The following is an 18,868-nucleotide window of genomic DNA, read 5'->3' as shown; positions in this document are numbered from 1 at the left end:
GACGAGGACAAGGCCTGTTGGGCATTGACCAGCAGGTTCAGCACCACCTGGCCGATCTGGTCGGCGTCGGCATTGACCTTGGGCAGGCCTTCGGCCAGTTGCAGCTCCAGCGCGATGCCGTGGCTGCGCCAGGTGTAGGCCAGCATTTCGGTGGCGGCTTGCACCATCTCGTTGAAGGCCACCGGCGTGCGCTGCGTGGGCTTGCTGCGCGCCATGTTCAGGAAGGTGCGCACGATGCGGCCGCAGCGGTCGGCGGCTTCGCGGATGCGCTGCGCGTCGGCGCGCAGGCCAGCCTGCTGCTCACGGCTCAGGCCCAGCGAATCGCACTTCTCTTCCAGCAGGCTGGCGCGGCCCAGCACGATGGCCAGCGGGTTGTTCAGCTCGTGCGCCACGCCGGCCAGCAGGCTGCCCATCGCGCTGAGCTTCTCGCTCTGGCGCAGCGCCTCGCGCTGGCGCTCGATTTCCAGCTGCGCGCTGCGGCGCTCCGACAGGTCGACCAGCGAGGCGGTGAAGTGCGCCTCGCCGGCCACGTCGGCACGCCACAGCAGCATCTCGACGGGGAACTCGACGCCGTCGGCGCGCAGGGCCTGCATCTCGACGCGCTTGCCGATCAGCCGGGCCGGCTCGCCCGCGCCGATGCGGCGCATGCCGGCCTCGTGCGCGGCGCGGTAGCGCTGCGGGATGATCACGTCCGACACCGGTCGACCCACCGCGGCCTGGCGTGCGACGCCGAACATCTGCTCGGCCGCCGGGTTGAACTCGACGATGCGGCCCTGCGCATCGGCCACCACCAGCGCGGCCAGGGCATGGTCGACGATGGCGGACTTGAAGGCCTCGCTGCGCCGCTCGGCCGCACGCGCGGCGCGCTGCTCGTCGAAGGTGCGCGTCACCACGCGGGCCCAGGGCCGCCAGCGCGGCGGCAGCTCGGGCTCGGGCGCGTGGCTGTCCTGCGACTTGGCATGCAGGTAACCCATCACGCTGAGCGCCGGCTCGATGATGCGCCGGCGCAGCAGCGACTGCGCCTGGAAGAACATGCCCAGCAGCGCCAGCGCGATCAGGCTGAAGGGCAGCAGACCGGGCAGCACCTGCGTGTTCAGCGCGCTGTCGGACAGCACCAGCACCAGGGTCCACGGCGCGTCGGCCACGTCGAGCGCCACCACGCGGTGTCCCGCCAGCGCCACCGCGCGGCCGGCCGAGCGCTGCGCCTGGCCCAGCGCCTGCGCATCCAGCCCCGCCGGCAGCGGGCGCGGCGTGGCGCGGGCGCCGTTGTCGCCGGCCATGCGTTCGGCCAGCACCTCGCCGTGGTCGTTGAGCACCCACCAGTAGGAGTCCTTCAGCTGGCCCACCGGCTGCGCGGCGGCGACCCGCGCGATGCTGGACAGCCGCAGCTCGGTGGCCACGACGCCACGGAAATCCTCGCCGTCGTACACCGGTGCGGCGTGGATCACGCGCGGGCCTTCGTCGCCGTCGCGCTGCACCGCGGTCCAGTACGAGCGCTGCTCGCCATTGGCCTGCGGCCGACCGCCCTGGAACGCCGGGGCGGCATAGGCCTTGTCCAGCGCCTGCGGCAGCTGGTTGCCCTGCAGGCCTTCGACCAGCGCCTGGCTCGGCAGCCAGGGGTAGCGCGCCATCCAGCGTTCGGGCCAAGCCAGAAACATCGAAGCCGCCAGGTCGGCATGGCGGCTGTGGGCAAGCTCGGTGCTGCGGGAAAACGACTGCGTCAGGGCCAGCACCCCGTCCGGCGGCGGTGCGCCGGCCTGCGGCCACAGCAGTTGGGCGCTGCCCGCATGCAGCAGCGGCGGCAGGTCGTCCAGCGCGTAGCCATCGGCCGCACCACCGGGCCCGCCGCTGCGGGCGCGCAGCGCATCGCGCAACGCGCGGTCGGGCGGCTGCAGCGGCGTGACGAGTTCGCGCTCGGTCAGCTGGCGCAGGTCGGCCACATGGTCGGCGGCCATGCGCGCGAGCGTCTGCAGCGCGGCATGCTGCTGCGTGGCCTGGCGCTCGAGCTCGGACACCACCGCCACGCGGGCCTGGAAGGCCTGCCACAGCGCCAGCACCAGCAGCAGCGCGAACAGCGGCGTGGCAATGACCCACAGCTGGCGCCGGTAGCGCTGCACCAGGCTGCCGGCCGAGAGCTCCGGCGCGACACGGTAGCGGCCGGTGTCGTCCGGCCCTACGGAATCCACTGACATCGCGCGTTAGCCGCGCGCCGGGACGAAGACATAGCCGACGTTGCGCACGGTCTTGATGACCTCGGGCTTGTCGGGGTTGCGCTCGATCTTGCGACGCAGCCGCATGATGCGCAGGTCGATCGAGCGGTCGAACACATCCCAGCCGCGGTTGTGCGCCTGCTCCATGATCTGGTCGCGGTTCAGTGGCCGGTTCGGGTGCCGCGCGAACAGCGCCAGCAGGTCGTACTCGGCCGCAGTGATCGCGATCTCGGCGCCATCGGCGCCGATCAGGCGGCGCTCGTCGATGTCCAGCCAGCAGCTGCCGAAGGCCACCCGCTTGCCGCCCGTCGCAGCGGGCGCGGCGGCCTCCTGCGCCGCCGCGGCGGCACCGGCGGTGGTGCCCATGCGGCGCAGCAGCGCGCGGGCGCGGGCCAGCAGCTCGCGGGTCTCGAAGGGCTTGGGCAGGTAGTCGTCGGCGCCCAGCTCAAGGCCGACGATGCGGTCGACCGCCTCGCCGGCGGTGGTCAGCATCACCAGGCCGACGCGCGGGTGCGTGTCGCGCAGCCAGCGCGCCAGCGACAGGCCGTTCTCGCCCGGCATGTTGACGTCGAGGATGGCCAGGTCGGGCAGGCCCTCGGCCACCAGGCGCCGGGCCACCGCGGCATCGGGCGCGGTACGCACGACGAAGCCATGACGGCCGAAGTACTCGGAGAGCAGCGCGCACAACTCGGACTCATCGTCCACCACCAGCAGTTGCGGCGCGGCTTCGGTCGGGGCCTGTGTCATCGATGGGATTCCTGGGACCGGCAGCGGGCGCGCGGGATGATAGCGGGCGGCCGTGGCGGTGATGGTGTGCATGGCGGTGGTGGTGGCGGCAGGGGACCGTGCGGAACGCGATGCTGCGAGGCCCGGGTTTCAGCGCGGCTGCGCCGCACGAACCCGCAGGTTTCAAATGTTTCAGCGCGCCGGGTCAGGCCAGGAGCAGCGCGCTGGGCACGCTGGCGGCCAGCGCCAGCGCCAGCGTGGCCAGGTACAGCGCCCCCGAACGCAGGCCGGCCGCGCGTTGCGCCGCGCGCGGGCGCCCCATGGGCGCCGGGCCTCGCCACAGCGGCTCGGCCGCGGGCAGGTCTTCGGCGAAGGCCTCGCTGCGGTACAGCCAGGCGGGCATGGCGAGCAGCTCGGCCGCCTCGTCGCGGTCCTGGGCAGCGGCGGGCGGCAAGGTCAGCGTGGCGGTCATGGCGGGCTCTCCTGGTGTTCTGTCGTGTCAGGCTGGCACTGTGCGCGCCGCCGGTTTCAGGCCGCCTTCAAGCGGCCGCCCGCCAGGTATCGTTTGTTGCGGGCCGCCCGGCCGCACGCGGGTCCGGCGCTTGCTAGTAAGCTTGCCAACTGCAGCCAGTTCATCACGCTATTCGGACGCTCGAGCGGCGCGATGTCTGCTGCAATGCAAGTGCAGGACTTCGTGGGAGCAGCAGCACATGGCCACCCTCGTCTCGGACTCGGTTTCGACTGAGCTGGTGCCCGTCACCCGACGCGGCAGCAGCATCCCGATCGCCAACATGCGGCACGTCTACCGCTGCGAGGAGGTGGAACGCCGCCTCACGAAGCTGCCGCCGAAGGAACACGAAAGCCTGCGCAGCACCTACGAGCGCATGCTGGAAAAAGGACCAGAGCGCTTCCAGGTCAAGCCTTCCGGGCTGCCGGCGATGGACCACCTGTACGACGAGCTGCCGAACTTCCACGAGGCGCTCGACGACATCCGGCGTCAGCTGGCGCTGTGCCACGACAGCCGCGACGCACTGGAAATCACGCCGATGCTGCTGCTGGGCCCGCCGGGCGTGGGCAAGACGCACTTCGCGCGCGAGGTGGCGCAGTTGCTGGGCACCGGCATGGGCTTCGTCTCGATGAGTTCGCTGACCGCGGGCTGGGTGCTGTCCGGCGCCTCTTCGCAATGGAAGGGTGCGCGGCCGGGCAAGGTGTTCGAGACCCTGGTCGACGGCCAGTACGCCAACCCGGTGATGGTGGTCGACGAGATCGACAAGGCCCGCGGCGAGCATGCCTACGACCCACTGGGCGCGCTGTACAGCCTGCTCGAGCACGACACCGCGCGCAGCTTCATCGACGAGTTCGCCGAGGTCGCGGTGGACGCCAGCCAGGTGATCTGGGTCGCCACCGCGAACGACGAGCGGGCCATTCCCGACCCGATCCTGAACCGCGTCAACGTCTACGAGGTGCAGATGCCCGATCGGGATGCGGCGCGCACCATCGCGTTGCGCCTGTACACCGGCATCCGCGGCCAGCACGACTGGGGCCGCCGCTTCACGCCCGATCCGGCCGAGGCGGTGCTGGAACGCCTGGCCGAGCTGGCGCCGCGCGAGATGCGCCGCGCCTGGATGACCGCCTTCGGCAATGCCCGGCTCGAGGGCCGTGACCAGATCGAGCTGCGCGACCTGCCCGAAGCGCACGGCAAGCGCGCACCGATGGGCTTCGTGCAGTAGATCCGCGCTACGGCGCCGTCCGCGGCCGGACGTAGCGGCCGTCAAACGCCACCGTCCACTGGCGGCCGCCGTCGGTCGACTGCTCCCACAGCTGGCGCACCGCGCCATCGGGCAGCGGCGTCCAGGTGATGCGCTCGAGCCGGCGCTGCGCGCCCTCGACCGACTCGCCGCTCAACACCATGCGCCCGTCCTGCCAGCCGCCGCTGAGCTGCAGCAGCGCACCGCTGGAATCCACCCACCACTGCTGCCAGCGCGCGCTGGCCGGGTCGTAGCGGTTCAGGCTGTGACCGGTGAAGCCGCCGCGGCCCTGCCAGTGCTCCAGCAGCGCGCAGCCGCCGGCCACCGCCTCGATGCGGTTGGCGCCGGCGCGCGAGCCATCGGGCAGGAACACGTCCCAGCGGCCGAGCCAGAAATCGAACTGGCGCGCGGGGGCGTCGCGGCACGGTGCAGCGGGGGCAGGCGCGGTCTGCGCGGACAGGGGTGTCGACATCAGGACGAGAGCCAGCGTGCTCGCCAGCAGCAGGGTTCGCTTCATCCACCGCAGGCTAAGCGCGGCGTTTAGTGGCCGGTGTGCGGATCTTGCGCAAATCGCTGCAGCGCACGCTGCAGGGCCCAGCGCGTGCCGAAGCCGCAGCGCTGTGCCACCGCCTCGCGGTCGCACTCGCCCGCGGCCAGCAGGCGCCGCGCCACCCGAGCGCGCTTGGCGCACAGCGCGGCATACGGCGGCAAGCCGTGCAGCTGCGCGAAGAAGCGCACGAAGTGGTAGCGCGACAGGCAGGCGGCGGCGGCCAGGTCGTCCAGCGTCAGCGGCTCGTCGTAGCGGGTCTCGATCAGGTCGGCCGCGCGCTGCAGCCGGCGCGCCAGCTCGCGTCGCGTCGACGCGCGCGCCGCCGCCAGCCGGCTGAAGCTCTGCTCGGCATCGGCCTCGTCATCAAGCATCGCGCCGGCCAGCAGCAGCAGGTGCTGCTCCAGCCAGTCCTCGCTGCGTTCGCCGGCCAGCACCTCGGTGCGCAGCCGCGCGAGCTGCCGCCCCAGCCGCGTGCACTGCGGGCGCAGGTGCTCGTTGAACGCGAACACCTCGGGCGCTTCGGCCAGCGGCCGGTCCAGCAGCGCGGCCGGCGTCTGCTGCCGCGCCGCTCGCACCTGGGCCAGCAGCCCGGGCCGGAAGAACACCGCAAAGCTCTCGGCCGGGTGCGGTCCCGGCTCCAGCCGGCTGCCGTAGCGGCGGCCCTGGTTCAGGATCAACAGGCTGTCGTCGTCGACGCGCAGCTCACGTTGCGGCAGCAGGTAGCGCTCGGCGCCGCCGCGCGCCATCTTGATCGACAGGCTCTGCGTGAAGGCGCTGTATTCGGCCCGCGCGGCGCGGCCGCAGACGATGGCGTTCTCGCGGCCCCAGCGCGCATAGAAGGCCTGGCGGAAGGCCGCGTTGGCTGCAGTCTCAGGCCGCGGCGGCAGGTCGGGCAGCTGGGTCAGGATCATCTAGGGCTTGTTCACACGACGCGTGCCTATCATGCGCCCATGCCCGCTGCCCTGGCCGACCGCCTGGTGATCGCGCTCTCGTCGCGCGCCTTGTTCGATTTCGAGGAAGAGAACCGCGTCTTCGAAGCGCGTGACGACCACGCGTACATGCAGCTGCAGCTGGCGCGGCTGGACCAGCCGGCGCGGCCGGGCGTGGCCTTCTCGCTGGTGCACAAGCTGTTGCGCTTCAACCGGCCGGGTTCTCCCCAGGTTGAAGTGGTGATCCTCTCGCGCAACGACCCGGTCTCGGGCCTGCGCGTGTTCCGCTCCTGCCAGCACTACGGCCTGGCCATCGAGCGCGGCGTGTTCACCCGCGGCGCCTCGCCCTGGCGCTACCTGCGGCCGCTGGCGGCACAACTGTTCCTGTCGACCAACGAGGCCGATGTGCGCTCGGCGCTGGACGCCGGCGTGCCCGCCGCGCGCGTGCTGCCGCACAGCGCCCGCGCGTCGGACGCGCATCCGGACGAGCTGCGCATCGCCTTCGATGGCGATGCCGTGCTGTTCTCCGACGAAGCCGAGCGCGTCTACCAGCGCGAGGGCCTGGCCGCCTTCCACGCGCACGAGAGCCACCGCGCGACGCGGCCGCTGCCGGCCGGGCCGTTCAAGCCGCTGCTGGCCGCGCTGCAGCAGCTGCAGCGTGCAGCCGACCCGGCGGGCATGCGCATCCGCACCGCGCTGGTCACCGCGCGCAGCGCGCCGGCGCACGAACGCGCGATCCGCACCCTGATGGACTGGCACATCGAAGTCGACGAGGCGATGTTCCTCGGCGGCCTGCCCAAGGGCGAGTTCCTGCGCGAGTTCGCGTGCGACTTCTTCTTCGACGACCAGACCCGCCATGTCGATGGCGCGGCGGCCCATGTGCCGGCCGGCCATGTGGCCGCCGGCATCGCCAACCCGACCCCCGAACCCTGACACCCGCCATGCCCGAACACCTGCTGCACCGATGGCTGCTGCGCGGCCTGCTGACCCTGTCGATGATCGTCCAGCTGCCGGCCACGGCCCAGCCGCTGAACGGCTTCTACCGCTTCCCGGCGCTGCACCAGCAGGGCGTGTGGTTCACCGCCGAGGGCGACCTGTGGCGCGTCGGGCTGGACGGCGGCCGCGCCGAGCGCATCACCACCCATCCCGGCTACGAGACGCACCCGGCGGTCTCGCCCGACGGCCGCTGGCTGGCCTTCGTCGGGGCCTACGAAGGCGCGCCCGATGCCTACGTGATGCCGGCTGCCGGCGGCACCCCGAAGCGCTTGAGCTGGTTCGGCCGCCAGGTGCAGGTGTGGGGCTGGACCCCGGGCGGCGAGGTGCTGGCCACCGGCCCGGCCGACAACGGCGCGCCGCAGACGCGGCTGTACGCCTTCGATCCGTCCACCGGGCGCCAGCGCACGCTGCCGCTGGGCCAGGCCAGCGACGGTGCCGTGAGCGCCGATGGCCGCACGCTGTACTTCACCCGCGGCGGGCTGCGCGGGGACAACGCGCGGCATTACCGCGGCGGCGCCACCGCGCGGCTGTGGCAGCTGAACCTGGCCGATAACACGGCAGAAGCGCGGCCACTGGTGGAACACGAGGCCAACCACCTGCGGCCGATGCCGTACGGCAGCGGCACGGCCGCGCGCATCGCCTTCCTCAGCGACCGCGACGGCCGGGTCAACCTGTGGTCGGTGAACGCCGCCGGCGGCGACCTGCGCCAGCACACCCGCCAGCGCGACTTCGACATCCGCTTTGCCGCCATCGACGGCAGCCGCGTCGTCTACGCACTGGGCGCGGACCTCTACCTGCACGACCTGGCCGACGACCGCGAGCGCAGGCTCGACATCGTGCTGGGCGGCGACTTCGATCACCAGCGCACGCGCTGGCTGGCCAAGCCGCAGGACTACCTCAGCGAAGTGGCGCTGGCACCGGACGGCGAACGCGTGGCCCTCACCGTGCGCGGCCGCGTCGCCACCGTGGGCCCGGCGGGGCTGCGCCGCGCCGAGGCCCCGCTGCCGCCCGAGGCGCGCTGCCGCGAGGGCCAGTTCAGCCACGACAGCCGCCATGTCTACGCGCTATGCGACCTGTCGCCGCAGCAGGAGGTGGAGGTGTGGCGCCTGCCGGCCAACGGCATCGGCACGCCGCTGCAGATCACCCGCGGCGCGACGACGCAGCGGCTGCGGCTGTGGCCCTCGCCCAATGGCCAATGGCTGGCGCACCTGGACAAGCTGGTCGACGGCAACGGCGGCCTGGACCGCGAGGCGACGGTCGTCTGGTCGCCCGACAGCCGGCTGCTGGCCTACGTGCGGTCGACGGCGCCCAACATCCACGACCAGCTCTACCTGCACCAGGTCGGCGCAGGCGATGCGCCCGGCCGCACCGAGCGGCTGACCAGCGACCGCTACGACGTGCGCGCGCCGGCCTTCACGCCCGACGGGCTGTGGCTGTACTTCATCTCCGACCGGCATTTCGAAGCCGCGGTGGGCCACCCCTGGGGCGACCGCGACATGGGCCCGTTCTTCGACAAGCGCGGGCGCGTCTATGCGCTGGCGCTACAGCCCGGTGCGCGCTTTCCGTTCCTGCCGCGCACCGAACTCGATGCCCCGGTGAAGGCCCCGCCGGCAGCCTCGGCGGCATCGGCGGCATCGGCGGCCGGCGCCGCCAAGCCGGTCGCCGGCGGCACCGCGACCAAGTCCACCGCAGCGCCGCCACCGGCGGTGGTGCTCGAGGGCCTGGCGCGCCGGCTCTACCAGGTGCCGCTGCCACCGGGCAACTACACCGCGTTGCGCACCGATGGCAAGCGCCTGTACCTGCTGGAGCGCGAGGGCCCGGGCGACAGCAAGACCAGCCTGCGCACGCTGGCGATCGAGAACACCGACCCCAAGCCCGAGCTGTTCGCCGCCGACGTCAAGGACTTCGCGCTGACGCCCGATGGCAAGAAGCTGCTGGTGCAGCGCGGCAATGGCGAGATCCTGCTGCTGGAGCCCGGCGCGCGCATGCCCGCCGACACGGCACGTGCCGTGGTGCGCTGGACCGACTGGCCGATCGCCGTCGAGCCGCGCGCCGAGTGGCGGCAAATGTTTGCCGACGCCTGGCGCCTGCACCGCGACCATGTCTACGACCCCCGGCTGCAGGGCGTCGACTGGGCCGCGATGCGCCACCGCTACGAGCCGCTGGTCGAACGCGTGACCGACCGCGCCGAGTTGAACGAGCTGCTGGCGCAGATGGTCGGCGAGGTCGGCCTGCTGCACAGCCAAGTCTACACGCCGGACCTGCGTGGCGGGCCCGACCGCATCGGCCTGGCCGGGCTGGGCGCACGCTTCGAGCCGGTGGCGCAAGGCCTGCGCGTGGCGTCCATCTACCGCGGCGACCCCGAGCTGCCGGACCAGGCCGCGCCGCTGGCCGCGCCGGGCGTGGACGTGCGCGTCGGCGACATCGTCACCGCGGTGGATGGGCGCAGCACGCAGGGGCAGCCGGCGATAGCGCCGATGTTGCGCGGCGTGGCCGGCCGCCAGGTGCTGCTGAGCCTGCTGCGCGCCGACGGCAGCACGCCGCAGGCGGTGGTCACGCCGGTGGACGCGCAACGCGAGGCGGCCCTGCGCTACGCCGACTGGGAGACGCGGCGCGGCGAGCGCACGCTGCAGGCCAGCCAGGGCCGCATCGGCTACCTGCACCTGCGCGCGATGCTGGGCCGTGACATCGCCAGCTTCGCGCGCGAGTTCTATGCCCACATCCAGCGCGAGGGCCTGATCATCGACGTGCGCGGCAACAACGGCGGCAACATCGACAGCTGGATCATCGAGAAGCTGCTGCGCCGCGTCTGGGCCTACTGGCAGCCGCGTTCGCCCGCCGGCGCCCCGCCTTACGGCAACATGCAGCAGACCTTCCGTGGCCAGCTGGTGGTGCTGGTGAACGAGCAGACCTATTCCGACGGCGAGACCTTCGCCGCCGGCGTGCAGCGCCTGAAGCTGGGCACGCTGATCGGCCGCCGCACCTCGGGCGCGGGCGTGTGGCTGAGCGACAGTAACCGGCTGCTCGACAACGGCCTGGCCCGTGCCGCCGAGACCGGGCAGTTCACGCCCGAGGGCGAGTGGCTGATCGAAGGCCGCGGCGTCAGCCCCGACATCGAGGTCGACGAACGGCCGCGGGCCAGCTTCGAGGGCACCGACGCGCAGCTCGAGGCGGCGATCGGCCACCTGATGCAGCGCATCACCGAAACACCGCTGAAGCCGCCCAGGCTGCCGGCCTATCCAGTGCTGCGCTGAGGCGCGCCACCACCCGATTCGGGGGGAAGGCCAAGGCACGGAACCTGCACACGCCGAGGTACACCGCACAGTCGGGTGCCTGCGGCGTCACAGCGCTTTCACGCACCCGCTCGACAGTGGTGGGTCCATCGCGGACCACCCACAAGCCCACACCGGAGGAACACCCATGGCCATCTCGCTGACCGGAACCCCCTACACCCAGAACTTCGACACCCTTGCCAGCAGCGGCACCAGCAGCAGCCTGCCCGGCGGCTGGGCCTTCGTCGAGACCGGCACCAATGCCAACGGCCTGTACACGGCCGGCACCGGCAGCGGCAACGCCGGCGACACCTACAGCTTCGGCGCCGCCGGCAGCACCGAGCGTGCGCTCGGCACGCTGCGTTCGGGCAGCGTGGTGCCGACCCTGGGCGCCAGCTTCACCAACGACAGCGGTGACACCATCACCTCGCTGACGATCTCGTACACCGGCGAGCAGTGGCGCCTGGGCGCCACCTCGCGCGTCACTGCCGACCGGCTCGACTTCCAGGCCAGCCTGGATGCCACCGCACTGAACAATGGCAGCTGGGCCGACGTCGACGCGCTCGACTTCAACGCGCCGATCACCAGCGGCACCATCGGTGCCCTCAACGGCAACGCCGCGGCCAACAGCGCCAGCGTCAGCACCACGCTGACCGGCCTGTCGATCGCCCCGGGCACGACCTTCTGGATCCGCTGGTCGGACGTCGACGTCTCCGGCGCCGACGACGGTCTGGCGATCGACAACTTCACGATCAGCACCGTCACGACGACGCCGGCCACCACGGTGAGCCTGTCGGTCAGCGCGGCCAATGCGCTGGAAGCCAGCGGCAATGTCATCACGGTCACCGCCACCGCCAGCGCGCCGGTGCTGAGCGACCAGACGGTGCAGCTGGCCGTCAGCGGCACCCACATCACCGCCGACGACTACGCGCTCTCGTCGACGACGATCACGATCCCGGCCGGCGCGACGGTGGGCACGGTCACCTTCCAGGCGCTGGACGATGGCGTCGTCGAAGGCAACGAGACCGCGCTGCTGACGATCTCGAACCCCTCGGACGGCCTGCAGCTGGGCACGCCGGTCACGCAGCAGATCGACATCGTCGACAACGCCATCGGCATCCGCATCGCCGCGATCCAGGGCGCCGGGCACATCTCGCCGCTGCTGGCCTCGGCCAGCGCCACCGCGCCGGTGCAGAACGTGCCCGGCATCGTCACCGCCGTCGCGCCGAACGGCTTCTACCTGCAGGACCCGACGCCGGATGCCAACCCGGCCACGTCCGAAGGCATCTTCGTGTTCACCAACAGCGCGCCCAGCGTCGCGGTGGGCGATGCGGTGCTGGTCTCGGGCACGGTGACGGAATTCCGCCCCGGTGGCGATGCGACGAGCCTGACGACCACCGAGATCGTCAACAACAACGCGGTGCAAGCGCTGAAGGTGGTGCCCTGGGTCGATGCGCCCGCCGGCGGCATCGCGCCGGTGGTGCTGGGCGTCGACCGCAGCGCACCGACCGAGGCGATCAACGACGACTTCGCGGTCGGCAGCAGCGGCAATGTCGAGACCGGTGGCGACTTCGACCCGGCCCACGAAGGCATCGACTTCTGGGAAAGCCTGGAGGGCATGCTGGTCAAGGCGCCGGACGCCGTGGCCGTCTCGCCCACCGCGCACTTCGGTGCCAACGAGGAGATCTGGGTGCTGCCCAACGGCGGCGCCGGTGCCACCGGCCTCACCGCGCGCGGCGGCATCGCCATCAGCCCGGGCGACAGCAACCCCGAGCGCCTGCAGCTGGACGACCTGAACAGCGGCACCGTGCTGCCCGAGGTGGATGTCGGCGCGCGGCTCGGCGACGTCTCCGGCGTGATCGGCTACTCCTTCGGCAACTACGAGCTGCTGCTGCCCGCCGCGCCGACCGACGTGACGCCTTCGACGCTGCAGCGCGAGACCACCGCGCTGGACGGCAGCGCCAATGCCCTGACGGTGGCCACCTTCAATGTCGAGAACCTCGACCCGGGCGACACCACCTTCGGCGCGCTGGGCGCCGCGATCGCCAACAACCTGCAGTCGCCCGACATCGTGTGCCTGGAGGAGATGCAGGACAACAACGGCCCCACCGACAACGGCGTGGTCGATGCCGACGTCACCTTCCAGAAGCTGATCGACGCGATCGTGGCCGCTGGCGGTCCGCGTTACGAGTACCGGCAGATCAACCCGGTCAATGACCAGGACGGCGGCGAGCCCGGCGGCAACATCCGCACCGGCTTCCTGTTCGACCCGACGCGCGTGAGCTTCGTCGAGGGCTCGCTGCAGCGCCTGACCGACACCAACCTGGCCGACGGCGATGCCTTCGCGTCCAGCCGCAAGCCGCTGGTGGGCGTCTTCAGCTTCAACGGCGAAGACGTCACCGTCATCGGCAATCACTTCAACTCCAAGGGCGGCGACCAGCCGCTGTACGGCGTGACGCAGCCGCCGGTGCTGTCCAGCGAGACGCAGCGCCTGCAGCAGGCCACCCTCGTGGCCGGCTACGTCGACAGCCTGCTCGATGGGAACGCCGCGGCCAAGGTCATCGTGCTCGGCGACCTGAACGACTTCCAGTTCTCGAACCCGGTGGGCGTGCTCGAGGGCGTTGGCCTGACCTCGCTGGTGACCACGCTCCCAGCCAACGAGCGCTACAGCTACGACTTCGAAGGCAACGCGCAGGTGCTCGACCACATCATGGTCAGCCCGGCGCTGCTGGCCGCGAATGCCGGTTTCGACGTGGTGCACATCAACTCCGAGTTCGCCGCGCAGCTGAGCGACCACGACCCCTCGGTGGCGCGCTTCGCGATTGCCGCGCCGCTGGTGCTGACCGGCACCGCCGGCATCGACACGCTGACCGGCGGCGCCGGCAAGGACACGCTCACCGGCCTGGGCGGCCGCGACCTGCTGACCGGCGGCGCCGATGCCGACCGCTTCGTCTACACCCGGACGCTGGACGCCGGTGACCGCATCATGGACTTCCAGCCCGGCCTGGACCGCCTGGACGTGGCGCAGCTGCTGGCCAGCATTGGCTACCACGGCAGCGACCCGCTGGCCGACGGCACGCTGTCGTTCGCGGTGCAGTCGGGCCGCACCTACGCGATGTTCGATGTCGACGGCTCGGCCGGCGCCGGCGTGGCCCGCCCGCTGGTGGAGCTGGTCGGCGTGTCGCTCGCGGCGCTGGCCGGCGTCACGGTGTTCGACACCGGCCTGCCGATCGGCCAGTGAGCACCGCGCCCCACCTTCCCCTCCACAAGAATCGAAAGCCCATCATGATGCCTTCCATCACCCCCCTGCTGCGCCGTGCCGGCGTGTTGTTCGCCGCCGTGGCCGCCTGTGCCGCGCTGCCGGCCCAGGCCACGCTGGTGAGCTACACGCTCGACCTGACGATCGACGCCGGCCCGCGCAGCGGCGAACACTACAGCGGCAACTTCAGCTTCGACGACGCCCAGGTGCCGGGCACCAACGCCTTCGGCGACACCACCTACGCGCTGAGCTCGTTCAACTTCAGCTTCGGCGGCCAGGGCTACTCGCTGGCCGACGTGGCGGCCGGCGGCGCGCTGCTGTGGACGATTCCGGCGCTGGGCGGCGTCTCGGCGCTGGACGGCGTGTTCGACCTGTTCGCCTTCGTGCTCGACACCGGCTTCGGCCCCTTCTTCAGCTACGACGAGGGCAACGGCAACGCCGGCACCGGCGCGCTGACCTACACGCCGCGGCAGGTGAACCCCGTGCCGGAGCCTGCCAGCCTGGCGCTGGCAGGGCTGGCGCTGGCCGGGCTGGTGGCGTCCCGCCGGCGCAGTGCCCGCGTCTGACGCTCATTCTTTGAGTTACTTGGTCGTGTAGCTGCGCAGGCCCGCCAGGTCCAGCACCCGCACGCCGCCGTACTCCACGCGGATCAGCCCCTGCGCCTGCAGCGCGCTGACCGCCTGGTTCACGCGCTGGCGCGACAGGCCCACCAAGTAGGCCAGCTCCTGCTGCGTGATGCGCAGCAGCTGGCCCACGCCGGGGTACAGCACCGGGTGGAACATCGCCGCCAGGTTGCGCGCCACGCGCGCGTCCGGCTGGCTTTGCCGGTCGATCTCCCGCGCGGCGATGAACTGGCCCAGGCGCTCGTTCAACTGGTTCATCACGAAGCGGTTGAACGGGATGCTGCGGTCCAACAGGCTCAGGAACTCGTCCACCGGCAGGCCCGCGACCACGCTCTTGCGCAAGGTCTCGATGTGGTAGCGGTAGGTCTCGCGCTTGAGCAGCGTGCCTTCGCCGAACCAGGCCCCCGGCGGAATGCCGGTGAAGGTGATCTGCGCACCGCCCTGGCTGTCGTCGTTGCTCATCTTCAGCATGCCCTCGATCACGCCGAACCAGTAGGTGGGCGCGCGGCCGACGCGGCAGATGCGGTCGCCCGGCTCGGCGCTGGCCACCACCAGCGAGCGCGTGGCGCGCGCACGGTCGTCGGCGGCCAGCACCTGCAGCCAGGGAATGGACGCCAGTTCGGCGGCCGTCGGCGCACGGGCGCGTTCGCGCAGCGGGGTGGGGGTGGGCATCGGCGACCGCGGGAAAGTCCGCTCGGGTACGACCCTAGGATTGTCGTCGTACCGACATCCTGGCGTCAAAGCAAGGCCTAGTATCCCGCTGCCCACTCGAAGGAGCCGCGGTGCAAACGACCTTCCCACGCTTGATGCTCGACCACGCGCGCCAGCGGCCCGATGCGCCGGCGCTGCGCGAGAAGAGCTATGGCATCTGGCAGACGCTGAGCTGGTCGGCGCTGGCCACGCTGGCGCGCCAGCTGGCCTGCGGCATGGCCGAGGCCGGCGTGCAGCGCGGCGAGCATGTGGTGGTGATCGGCGACAACCGGCCGCGGCTGTACGCGGCGATGCTGGCCGCGCAGTCGCTGGGGGCGATTCCGGTGCCGCTGTACCAGGACGCGGTGAGCGCCGAATTCGTCTACCCGATCAACAACGCCGAGGTGCGCCACGCGGTGGTGGAAGACCAGGAGCAGGTGGACAAGCTGCTGGACATCCGCGCGCAATGCCCGCAGCTGGCGAACCTCTGGTACGACGACCCGCGGGGCTTGCGCAAGTACGCCGAGCCCGGCCTCGAATCGCTGGACAGCCTGGCCGAACGCGGCCGCGCGCGCGACCAGCGCGACCCGGGCTTCTTCGACGCACAGGTGGCGGCCGCGCAGCCGCAGGACGTGGCGGCGATGTTCTTCACCTCCGGCACCACCGGCAACCCGAAGGGCGTGGTGCACACGCATTTCACCTTGCTCGACCGCGCCGCCGCCGGCGCGAAGTTCGACAAGCTCACCGCCAGCGAGGAAGTGCTGGCCTACATGCCGCCGGCCTGGATCGGCCAGAACATCTTCAGCTATGCGCAGTGGCTGGCCTGCGGCTACGTGGTGAACTGCCCCGAGTCGGCCGCCACGGTGACGATCGACCTGAAGGAAGTGGGCCCGACCTACTACTTCGCGCCGCCGCGCATCTTCGAAGGCCTGCTCACCAGCGTGATGATCCGCATGGAGGACGCCTCGCGCCTCAAGCGCTGGCTGTTCAAGACCTGCATGGCCGTGGCGCAGCGGGTCGGCCCGGCGCGCATGGACGGGCTGCCGGTGTCCGCCCTCGACCGGCTGAAGTGGCAGCTGGGCGACTGGCTGATCTACGGCCCGCTGCGCAACACGCTGGGTTTCTCGCGCGTGCGGGTGGCCTACACCGCGGGCGAGGCGATCGGACCCGACCTGTTCACCTTCTACCGATCGATCGGCATCAACCTGAAGCAGCTGTACGGCTCCACCGAGACCGCGGTGTTCGTCTGCCTGCAGCCCGACCACGAGGCCCGGGCCGACACCGTGGGCGTGCCGATCGAGGGCGTGCAGATCCAGCTGGCCGATACCGGCGAGATCCTCGTCAAGTCACCCGGCCTGCTGCAGGGCTACTACAAAAACGCAGCGGCCACCGCCGAGGTGCTGACGCCCGAGGGCTGGTACCACACCGGGGACGCCGGCTTCATCGACGCCAGCGGGCACCTGAAGATCATCGACCGCGCCAAGGACGTCGGCCGCATCGTCGGCGGCCCGAACGACGGCGCGATGTTCGCGCCCAAGTACGTCGAGAACAAGCTGAAGTTCTTCCCGCACATCAAGGAAGCAGTGGCCTTCGGCGACAAGCGCGACCGCGTCTGCGCCTTCATCAACATCGACTTCGAGGCGGTGGGCAACTGGGCCGAGCGCCGCAACCTGCCCTACGCCGGCTACACCGACCTGGCGGCCAAGCCCGAGGTCTACGAACTGGTGCGCGAATGCGTCGAGAAGGTCAATGCCGACCTGGCGCAGGACGACAAGCTCGCCGGCAGCCAGATCAGCCGTTTCCTGATCCTGCACAAGGAACTCGACGCCGATGATGGTGAACTCACCCGCACGCGCAAGGTGCGCCGCGGCACCATCGCCGACAAGTACCAGGTGCTGGTCGATGCGCTGTACGGCGGCAAGACCGAGCAGTACATCGAGACGGCAGTGAAGTTCGAAGACGGCCGCTCCGGCACCGTGGCGGCCACCCTGAAGATCGTCGACACCAAGACCTTCCCCAGCCTGCGGAGCGCCGCATGAGCAGTACCGCCTTCGCCACCCTGCCCGCGGCCGACGCCGCCGCGGCGCGCGAGTCCGACGCGCCGGCGGCGGCCCGCGCCACCGGCGACGTGATCCTGGACGTCAAGAACATCTCGCTGTCCTTCGGCGGCGTGAAGGCGCTGTCGGACATCAGCTTCAACGTACGCGAGCACGAGGTGCGGGCCATCATCGGCCCGAACGGCGCGGGCAAGAGCTCGATGCTGAACTGCATCAACGGCGTCTACACGCCGCAGCAGGGTTCGATCACCTTCCGCGGCCAGACCTTCAGCCACATGAACTCGCGCCAGGTGGCCGAGATGGGCGTGGCGCGCACCTTCCAGAACCTGGCGCTGTTCAAAGGCATGAGCGTCATCGACAACATCATGACCGGCCGCAACCTGAAGATGAAGAGCAACCTCTTCATGCAGGCGATCCGCAATCCCTTCGGCCTCGGCGGCGCCGACCGCGAGGAGATCGCGCACCGCGAGTTCGTCGAGCACATCATCGATTTCCTCGAGATCCAGGCCTACCGCAAGACGCCCGTCGGCCGCCTGCCCTACGGGCTGCAGAAGCGCGTCGACCTGGGCCGCGCGCTGGCGATGGAGCCGCAGGTGCTGCTGCTGGACGAGCCGATGGCCGGCATGAACGTCGAGGAGAAGCAGGACATGTGCCGCTTCGTGCTCGACGTCAACGACGAGTTCGGCACCACCATCGTGCTGATCGAGCACGACATGGGCGTGGTGATGGACATCTCCGACCGCGTGGTGGTGCTGGACTACGGCCGCAAGATCGGCGACGGCACGCCCGACGAGGTGCGCGTCAACCCCGAGGTGATCTCGGCCTACCTCGGCACCTCCCACTAGCGCCCGAAGGACACGGCCATGGGTTTCTTCCTCGAAACGCTGATCGGCGGCCTGATGTCGGGCATGCTGTATTCGCTGGTGGCACTGGGCTTCGTGCTGATCTTCAAGGCCTCCGGCGTGTTCAACTTCGCGCAGGGTGCGATGGTGCTGTTCGCGGCACTGGCGATGGCGCGCTTCGCCGAATGGCTGCCCAAGGTGTCGGGCATCGACGCCAAGCTGCTGGTGAACCTGCTGGCCTTCGGCGGCGCGATGCTGGTGATGGTGGCGGTGGCCTGGGTCATCGAGCGCTACGTGCTGGGCAAGCTGGTGAACCAGGAAGGCATCACCCTGCTGATGGCCACGCTGGGCATCGCCTACTTCCTCGACGGCTTCGGCCAGGCAATCTTCGGCAGCAACATCTACAAGATCGACGTCGGCCTGCCCAAGGACCCGCTCTTCCTGCTCGAGTCGATGTTCCAGGGCGGCGTGCTGGTGAACCAGGAAGACCTCGCCGCCGGCCTGATCGCCGCCGCGCTGGTGGCCGGGCTGGCGGCCTTCTTCCAGTACACCGCCACCGGCCGGGCGCTGCGCGCGGTGGCCGACGACCACCAGGCCGCGCAGTCGATCGGCATTCCACTCAACCGCATCTGGGTCATCGTCTGGAGCGTGGCCGGCTTCGTCGCGCTGGTGGCCGGCATCATCTGGGGCTCCAAGCTCGGCGTGCAGTTCTCGCTCTCGCTGGTGGCGCTGAAGGCGTTGCCGGTGGTCATCCTGGGCGGGCTCACCTCGGTGCCAGGCGCCATCATCGGCGGGCTGATCATCGGCACCGGCGAGAAGCTCTCGGAAGTGTTCATCGGGCCGCTGCTGGGCGGCGGCATCGAGATCTGGTTCGCCTACGTGCTGGCGCTGGTGTTCCTGCTGGTGCGGCCGCAAGGGCTGTTCGGCGAGAAGATCATCGACCGCGTCTAGTCAACAAAGAGAGCG

General features: G+C 70.9%; 14 protein-coding genes. 8 read left to right on the top strand and 6 right to left on the bottom strand.

Features of this window, described 5'->3' with window-relative positions:
- From ACILR4_RS20240 to ACILR4_RS20230, 3 genes are all read right to left on the bottom strand, one after another.
- The coding region (locus ACILR4_RS20240) for a PAS domain S-box protein (protein ID WP_395702679.1) at window positions 1-2,192 on the bottom strand (2,192 nt) is incomplete at its 3' end.
- Window positions 2,193-2,198: 6 nt separating this feature from the next.
- Window positions 2,199-2,957, bottom strand: coding sequence for a response regulator (locus ACILR4_RS20235; protein ID WP_395702678.1), 759 nt, complete (start codon window positions 2,955-2,957; stop codon window positions 2,199-2,201).
- A 184-nt stretch (window positions 2,958-3,141) separates the two neighbouring features.
- A complete protein-coding gene (locus tag ACILR4_RS20230) occupies window positions 3,142-3,408 on the bottom strand; it encodes a hypothetical protein (RefSeq protein WP_395702677.1) in 267 nt (88 codons plus the stop codon).
- A 238-nt stretch (window positions 3,409-3,646) separates the two neighbouring features.
- Here ACILR4_RS20230 and ACILR4_RS20225 point away from each other — a divergent pair, with 238 nt between their 5' ends.
- Window positions 3,647-4,666: an AAA family ATPase gene (locus tag ACILR4_RS20225; protein ID WP_395702676.1), complete on the top strand. Its 1,020-nt coding sequence runs from the start codon at window positions 3,647-3,649 to the stop codon at window positions 4,664-4,666.
- 7 nt (window positions 4,667-4,673) lie between these two features.
- Here the strand turns inward: ACILR4_RS20225 and ACILR4_RS20220 are convergent, their stop codons facing one another.
- Together ACILR4_RS20220 and ACILR4_RS20215 are read right to left on the bottom strand one after the other, a co-directional pair.
- Window positions 4,674-5,201, bottom strand: a complete 528-nt coding sequence (locus ACILR4_RS20220; protein WP_395702675.1) for a hypothetical protein — start codon at window positions 5,199-5,201, stop codon at window positions 4,674-4,676.
- A gap of 23 nt (window positions 5,202-5,224) precedes the next feature.
- Entirely contained in the window at window positions 5,225-6,145 is a 921-nt protein-coding gene (locus ACILR4_RS20215) for a helix-turn-helix domain-containing protein (protein WP_395702674.1), read from the bottom strand.
- A 39-nt stretch (window positions 6,146-6,184) separates the two neighbouring features.
- Between ACILR4_RS20215 and ACILR4_RS20210 the strand changes: the two genes are divergently transcribed.
- From ACILR4_RS20210 to ACILR4_RS20195, 4 genes are all read left to right on the top strand, one after another.
- Window positions 6,185-7,096 carry a 5'-nucleotidase gene (locus ACILR4_RS20210; protein WP_395702673.1) on the top strand — a complete coding sequence of 304 codons (912 nt, stop codon included), beginning with the start codon at window positions 6,185-6,187 and terminating at the stop codon, window positions 7,094-7,096.
- A gap of 8 nt (window positions 7,097-7,104) precedes the next feature.
- Entirely contained in the window at window positions 7,105-10,413 is a 3,309-nt protein-coding gene (locus ACILR4_RS20205) for a S41 family peptidase (protein WP_395702672.1), read from the top strand.
- 166 nt (window positions 10,414-10,579) lie between these two features.
- Window positions 10,580-13,672: an endonuclease/exonuclease/phosphatase family protein gene (locus ACILR4_RS20200; RefSeq protein ID WP_395702671.1), complete on the top strand. Its 3,093-nt coding sequence runs from the start codon at window positions 10,580-10,582 to the stop codon at window positions 13,670-13,672.
- Between the two features lie 47 nt (window positions 13,673-13,719).
- On the top strand, window positions 13,720-14,256 hold the full coding sequence (locus ACILR4_RS20195) for a PEP-CTERM sorting domain-containing protein (RefSeq protein WP_395702670.1): 537 nt from the start codon (window positions 13,720-13,722) through the stop codon (window positions 14,254-14,256).
- 15 nt (window positions 14,257-14,271) lie between these two features.
- Here ACILR4_RS20195 and ACILR4_RS20190 read toward each other — a convergent pair whose 3' ends face one another.
- Entirely contained in the window at window positions 14,272-14,985 is a 714-nt protein-coding gene (locus tag ACILR4_RS20190) for a Crp/Fnr family transcriptional regulator (protein WP_395702669.1), read from the bottom strand.
- Between the two features lie 110 nt (window positions 14,986-15,095).
- On the opposite strand from ACILR4_RS20190, the gene ACILR4_RS20185 reads away from it, so the two are divergent.
- The 3 genes from ACILR4_RS20185 to ACILR4_RS20175 are packed head-to-tail and all read left to right on the top strand — an operon-like array spanning window position 15,096 to window position 18,853.
- A complete protein-coding gene (locus ACILR4_RS20185) occupies window positions 15,096-17,042 on the top strand; it encodes an AMP-dependent synthetase/ligase (protein ID WP_395702668.1) in 1,947 nt (648 codons plus the stop codon).
- Window positions 17,039-17,905, top strand: a complete 867-nt coding sequence (locus ACILR4_RS20180; protein WP_395702667.1) for an ABC transporter ATP-binding protein — start codon at window positions 17,039-17,041, stop codon at window positions 17,903-17,905. The genes ACILR4_RS20185 and ACILR4_RS20180 overlap by 4 nt, the downstream gene beginning before the upstream one ends.
- Window positions 17,906-17,923: 18 nt before the next feature.
- Entirely contained in the window at window positions 17,924-18,853 is a 930-nt protein-coding gene (locus ACILR4_RS20175; RefSeq protein WP_395702666.1) for a branched-chain amino acid ABC transporter permease, read from the top strand.
- The last annotated feature ends 15 nt before the right edge of the window (window positions 18,854-18,868 follow it).

The organism is Aquabacterium sp., from assembly GCF_044226965.1.
GTDB lineage: Bacteria > Pseudomonadota > Gammaproteobacteria > Burkholderiales > Burkholderiaceae_C > Pseudaquabacterium.
Note: the sequence above shows the minus strand (reverse complement) of the source record. Positions and strands in the feature narration are given on the sequence as shown.

What these genes read in the sequence shown, in the direction of transcription:
- ACILR4_RS20195 (WP_395702670.1), top strand. Translation starts at nt 13,720, where the DNA reads ATGCCTTCCATCACCCCCCTGCTGCGCCGTGCCGGCGTGTTGTTCGCC.
- ACILR4_RS20225 (WP_395702676.1), top strand. Translation starts at nt 3,647, where the DNA reads ATGGCCACCCTCGTCTCGGACTCGGTTTCGACTGAGCTGGTGCCCGTC.
- ACILR4_RS20210 (WP_395702673.1), top strand. Translation starts at nt 6,185, where the DNA reads ATGCCCGCTGCCCTGGCCGACCGCCTGGTGATCGCGCTCTCGTCGCGC.
- ACILR4_RS20200 (WP_395702671.1), top strand. Translation starts at nt 10,580, where the DNA reads ATGGCCATCTCGCTGACCGGAACCCCCTACACCCAGAACTTCGACACC.
- ACILR4_RS20205 (WP_395702672.1), top strand. Translation starts at nt 7,105, where the DNA reads ATGCCCGAACACCTGCTGCACCGATGGCTGCTGCGCGGCCTGCTGACC.
- ACILR4_RS20235 (WP_395702678.1), bottom strand. Translation starts at nt 2,957, where the DNA reads ATGACACAGGCCCCGACCGAAGCCGCGCCGCAACTGCTGGTGGTGGAC.
- ACILR4_RS20175 (WP_395702666.1), top strand. Translation starts at nt 17,924, where the DNA reads ATGGGTTTCTTCCTCGAAACGCTGATCGGCGGCCTGATGTCGGGCATG.
- ACILR4_RS20220 (WP_395702675.1), bottom strand. Translation starts at nt 5,201, where the DNA reads ATGAAGCGAACCCTGCTGCTGGCGAGCACGCTGGCTCTCGTCCTGATG.
- ACILR4_RS20180 (WP_395702667.1), top strand. Translation starts at nt 17,039, where the DNA reads ATGAGCAGTACCGCCTTCGCCACCCTGCCCGCGGCCGACGCCGCCGCG.
- ACILR4_RS20190 (WP_395702669.1), bottom strand. Translation starts at nt 14,985, where the DNA reads ATGCCCACCCCCACCCCGCTGCGCGAACGCGCCCGTGCGCCGACGGCC.
- ACILR4_RS20230 (WP_395702677.1), bottom strand. Translation starts at nt 3,408, where the DNA reads ATGACCGCCACGCTGACCTTGCCGCCCGCCGCTGCCCAGGACCGCGAC.
- ACILR4_RS20215 (WP_395702674.1), bottom strand. Translation starts at nt 6,145, where the DNA reads ATGATCCTGACCCAGCTGCCCGACCTGCCGCCGCGGCCTGAGACTGCA.